General features: G+C 62.4%; 4 protein-coding genes. 3 read left to right on the top strand and 1 reads right to left on the bottom strand.

What is annotated here, in order from left to right; genetic code table 11:
- Positions 1–800 precede the first annotated feature (800 nt).
- The gene (locus PLL20_21575; GenBank protein ID HPD32590.1) at positions 801–1,274 is read right to left on the bottom strand and encodes a hypothetical protein; all 474 of its coding nucleotides are present in this window, start codon (positions 1,272–1,274) and stop codon (positions 801–803) included.
- 350 nt (positions 1,275–1,624) lie between these two features.
- Between PLL20_21575 and purB the strand changes: the two genes are divergently transcribed.
- From purB to PLL20_21560, 3 genes are all read left to right on the top strand, one after another.
- Positions 1,625–3,088, top strand: coding sequence for an adenylosuccinate lyase (purB, locus tag PLL20_21570; GenBank protein ID HPD32589.1), 1,464 nt, complete (start codon positions 1,625–1,627; stop codon positions 3,086–3,088).
- A 13-nt stretch (positions 3,089–3,101) separates the two neighbouring features.
- The gene (locus PLL20_21565; GenBank protein HPD32588.1) at positions 3,102–3,941 is read left to right on the top strand and encodes a hypothetical protein; all 840 of its coding nucleotides are present in this window, start codon (positions 3,102–3,104) and stop codon (positions 3,939–3,941) included.
- A 116-nt stretch (positions 3,942–4,057) separates the two neighbouring features.
- Complete coding sequence (locus PLL20_21560; GenBank protein HPD32587.1) at positions 4,058–4,630, top strand: flavodoxin family protein; 573 nt, start codon at positions 4,058–4,060, stop codon at positions 4,628–4,630.
- Positions 4,631–4,700: the final 70 nt, after the last annotated feature.

Here is a 4,700-nt window from a genome sequence, read left to right as displayed (position 1 = left end):
AGTCAAAAGCACGCGGCATGATTGGGTCCCCCACGGGCCAACAGGGCCGTTGTTCCACAGTGGTGGGCCGACGAGGGCGTCGGCCCTACTTGGCGGCACGCTGAGCCATACGGCTTGTGTGACATCCATGCTCGGCGCCAGTCAAAAGCACGCGGCATGATTGGGTCCTCCACGGGCCAACAGGACCGTTGTTCCACAGTGGTGGGCCGACGAGGGCGTCGGCCCTACTTGGTGCCGATGGCTCCGTCGGCGCTTGGGTATCGAGCACGCTTGGACTGCCGGTTTGGTCGGTTGTGCAGAGAGTATAGCCCGGCGTTGCATATGGCAACGCCGGGGAATGAAGAGTCTGGAAGGCAGAATTGAGGATGGGGCGTGCTTTGCCGTCGCTCATGAAGCTCACTGCTGGTGAATTCTGGGCACGATGGTGATTCGGTGCCAAACGGCCGATCCAAACGTGCTTTTCTGCAGGGCTGCGGGGATTGTTGTGTAATGGGGGGGTAATGCCGAAATGGGGCGACGAGGGCGTCGGGTGGCCGGCGGCGATCGAAGAGGTCGACGGCCGTGTTACTCATGCCGAAATGGGCCGACGAGGGCGTCGGCCCTACGTGTACGGCTTGTGTGACATCCATGCTCGGTGCCAGTCAAAAGCACGCGGCATGATTGGGTCCCCCACGGGCCAACAGGGCCGTTGTTCTACAGTGGTGGGCCGACGAGGGCGTCGGCCCTACTTGGCGGCACGCCGCAAGCATCGGCCCTACTTGGTGCCGATGGCTCCGTCGGCACTTGGGTGTCGAGCGCGCTCAGTCTGACGGGCCGGCTGCCGGATCACTCGGGCGCTTGATCAGTTTCGGGTCAAATGCCGTCCCGCACTCGGGGCAGCGCGGGTCGACCTGGCCTCGGAGATCGTAGCCGCACTCAATGCAGATGGGGACGCCCTTGGCGGCCAACTGTTCACGCAGGTACCTGATCAGAGGTTTACGGACAAGATACTGACTGCCAATAGCAACGGCAAATGGATAGACCCCTGCAATCACCCCTCCAACCCAGCCTTCACCCGAGAGTCCCCAGAAAGCCAGCGATCGCTTGAGTGCTAGAATGGTCAGACCCATGGCTACCGCCGAGCCAAACAAGAGAGCTGCAAGATAGAAGCGGCGTTGACGGCGGCCCACTTTTTCGCGCCAATATCGCCGGATAACGTCGCGTCGTTCCTGATCAGTCTCAAAGAGAGCCAATTCTGGAAACAGACGCGATGGAGCAAGGCGGCCCTTTCTCATGATGTCGATTGTACCTGAAGACCCGGTCTTTTGACCCCTGTTGTCTTCTCAACTAAACTCACGTCGGCGCGGTACCCAACCGCCTTCGTTTCCCAAAGGGGCACGGGTATGTAGCCAGGGGCGCGAGCCCCTGGTACAAATACCATCATGACCGACCAGCCCCGAAGGGGCGGTGGCACGGCCGAGCCGGCCACGAGCATCTGTCGCCCCGCTGGGGCTGACCCGCCGATGCGGCACGATTCCCAGGGGCTCGCGCCCCTGGCTAAACACCTTCGCCCCTGGCCGGGCGATCTGCAAGGGTGTGGTTGGCACTCGGCACGGAGAGCGGCAATCGTCTGGAATCACGGACCATGAACAGCAACAAAGACACGTACGAGAACCCGTTGGTTTCCCGGAATGCCTCGCCGGAGATGTGCCGGCTGTTCAGCCCGCGGCACCGGATACTGACCTGGCGGCGGATCTGGTTGGCGGTGGCTGAGGCCCAGGCCCAGCTCGGACTGCCGGTTTCGCGACGGCAGATCGCCGAGTTGCGGCGGACGATGGAGGACATCGACTGGGACCGAGCGGCCGAGCACGAGAAGAAGCTTCGCCATGACGTCATGGCCCACCTGTACGCCTGGGGCGACGTGGCACCCAAAGCCCGGGGCATTCTGCACCTGGGCATGACGAGCATGGACGTGGTGGACAACGCCGACCTGCTGATTATGCGTGAGGCGATGGTGCTGATCCGCGATTGGCTGGTCAACGCGATCGACGCCCTGGGCGCGTTCGCCCGCAAGTGGCGCAACCTGCCCTGTCTGGGTTTCACTCACTATCAGCCGGCGCAGCTCACCACGGTCGGCCGGCGGGCCTGCCTGTGGGCCTACGATTTTGTTCGCGACTTGGAGGAACTGGAAGATCGCCTGGGGCGGCTGCGATTTCGTGGGATTCGCGGGGCGACCGGCACGCAGGCCAGCTTCCTTTCGCTGTTTGACGGCAACGCGGCCAAGGTGGTCCGCCTGGAGAAGATCGTCACCCGCAAGCTCGGTTTCGAGGACGTCGAGCCGGTTACCGGCCAGACCTACTCCCGCAAGATCGACGCCCAGGTAGTTGCCACGCTGGCGGGGATTGCCGCCAGCGCCCACAAGTTCGCCAACGACATCCGTCTGCTGGCCGGCATGAAAGAGATCGAAGAGCCGTTTGAGAAATCGCAGGTGGGCTCGTCGGCCATGGCCTACAAGCGCAACCCGATGCGGTGCGAGCGGATGACCGGACTGGCCCGATACGTCATCTCAGTGATGTCGTCGCCTTTGCAGACGGCCGCCGAGCAGTGGTTGGAGAGGACGCTCGACGATTCATCCAACAAGCGGCTCTCGATCCCGGAGAGTTTCCTGGCCGTTGACGGAATCCTGAGGCTTGTGACGGACGTCTCGCGCGGCCTGGTTGTCTACCCCAAAGTGATCGGGGCACACGTGCAAGCGGAGCTGCCTTTCATGGCGACGGAAGAGATCCTAATGGCGGCTACCGCCGGTGGGCAGGGCGCAAGAGGCAAGCGGGCCCGCCCCGGTGACCGGCAGGCACTGCACGAGCTGATCCGACGGCATTCGCAGGCCGCCGCACTGGAGGTCAAGATGCACGGGCGTCCGAACGACCTGCTCCAGCGGCTACAGAAGGACCCGGCGTTCGCGAACGTTGACTTCCGCAAGGCCCTTGACGCAAGACGGTTCGTCGGGCTCGCCCCACAGCAGGTCGATCATTTCGTTAAGACGGTGATCGGGCCGATTCTGAGACGGCATTCGTCCGCGCGTAACAAGCAGGTAACCTTGAACGTCTAAGCAGGCAGACCCGATGGTCATCGATGAGCCTCAGAACCCATTTGTGTATCCCCCTGAATGGGTGGGGCTCACACGGGATCTTGCCGGGAGCCGGGCGCTGAGCGTTGCCGGCTATGAGGTGGAGGTTCATATTACGGTCGAACAGCTCGATCTTGTCTATCTGCCGTTGCTGGCGATGCTGGTTCAACACAGTGGCGACGACGAAGAGCGAGTCCTGGCCGGCTTGGGCGGGATACCGGGCAGCGGCAAATCGACGTTCGCCGCCGCTGCAGCCCTTGTGGCCGGTCGCATCTGGCCGTCCGGACGGCTGGCCGTGGTGGGGATGGACGGCTGGCACTATCCCAATGTCGTGCTCGACGCGCGCACCGTGCTCGATGAAAGAGGACATCCGGTGCCGCTACGGAGTCGCAAGGGCGGACCACAATCCTTCAACGTCCCGGCCATGGCCGACGCGTTGGAGTCGCTGAGGCCTGCGCGCCGCTCCATCAACCTGCCGGCCTACGATCGGAGGCTGCATGATCCGGTGCCTGGTGCGATTGTGATCGACGCCCGGACGCAGATCGTGCTCGTTGAGGGCAACTTCGTCCTGAGCACCACGCCCCCCTGGGACAAGGTCTCATCTCTGCTGCGGCCAAGGCTTTTCCTTGAGGCGGATTTGGCCGTTGCTCGCGAGCGGATCATCAAGCGGCACATTCGCGGCGGAGCCTCACCCGAGCAAGCCCGTGAGAAGTTCGAGACCAACGATCTGATCAATATTGCTGCTGTCGAAGAGACGGAGGCCAACGCCGACTTTGTGGTCCGACTCGATCCGAATCCGCAAATCCGCGTCCAAGCGGCACGGGGCCGACGGTAGCCTCCGGGTATTTGATCCCGGTCCTGTTGTCGGACCGGCATCTCTCAGGTCTAATATCCCAGGTCGAGAGTCCGCTTGGTGGTGTTCCGGGAGTTACTCTCGGCAAGGAGGTAACCATGCGAGTGCTCAGCGTCAACGGAAGTCCGAGACCCAAAGGCAATACTCATCTGATGTTGCAGCGGGTTTGCGGTCATCTGTCGAAAGCAGGACATGAAATCGACGACGTCTGCCTTGAGGAAATGGGCATCGCTCCTTGCAGGGCATGCATGGTGTGCGCGGAAGTTAAGGATGGTCGCTGCCATGGGCACGATGACGCATGCAACGGCTTGATCGATCGGTCGCGGGCCGCCGACGTGATCCTGCTCGGCTCGCCGGTGTACTTCGGATCGGTGACCGGGCAGATCAAAGCCTACATGGATCGCGTCGGCTTTGTCAGCCGTGTGGGCGACCAGTTCCTGGCCCGGAAGATCGGTGCGGCGGTCGTGCCCGCCCGGCGAGCCGGCGAGTTGTTCACCTTCGCACAACTCAACATGTGGTTTCTCATCAACGGCATGATCGTGCCCGGCAGCAGCTACTGGAACGTCGGCCATGGTCTGCGTGAAGGCGAAATCGCCGGTGATCAGGAGGCGATGGCCACGCTGGACGAGCTGGCGAAGAATATCCTGTGGCTGTTGGAGAAGCTGCAGTAAAGAAGCTGTCAGCTATCAGCGTTCACCCATTAGCCCCCGTCTTGTCAAGCGCGAAAACTCCCTTGGCGAA

Source organism: Phycisphaerae bacterium, assembly GCA_035384605.1.
In the GTDB taxonomy this organism is placed as follows: Bacteria; Planctomycetota; Phycisphaerae; order UBA1845; family PWPN01; genus JAUCQB01.
The sequence above is the reverse complement of the archived record's forward strand: the minus strand, read 5'-3'. Positions and strand labels throughout refer to the sequence as shown.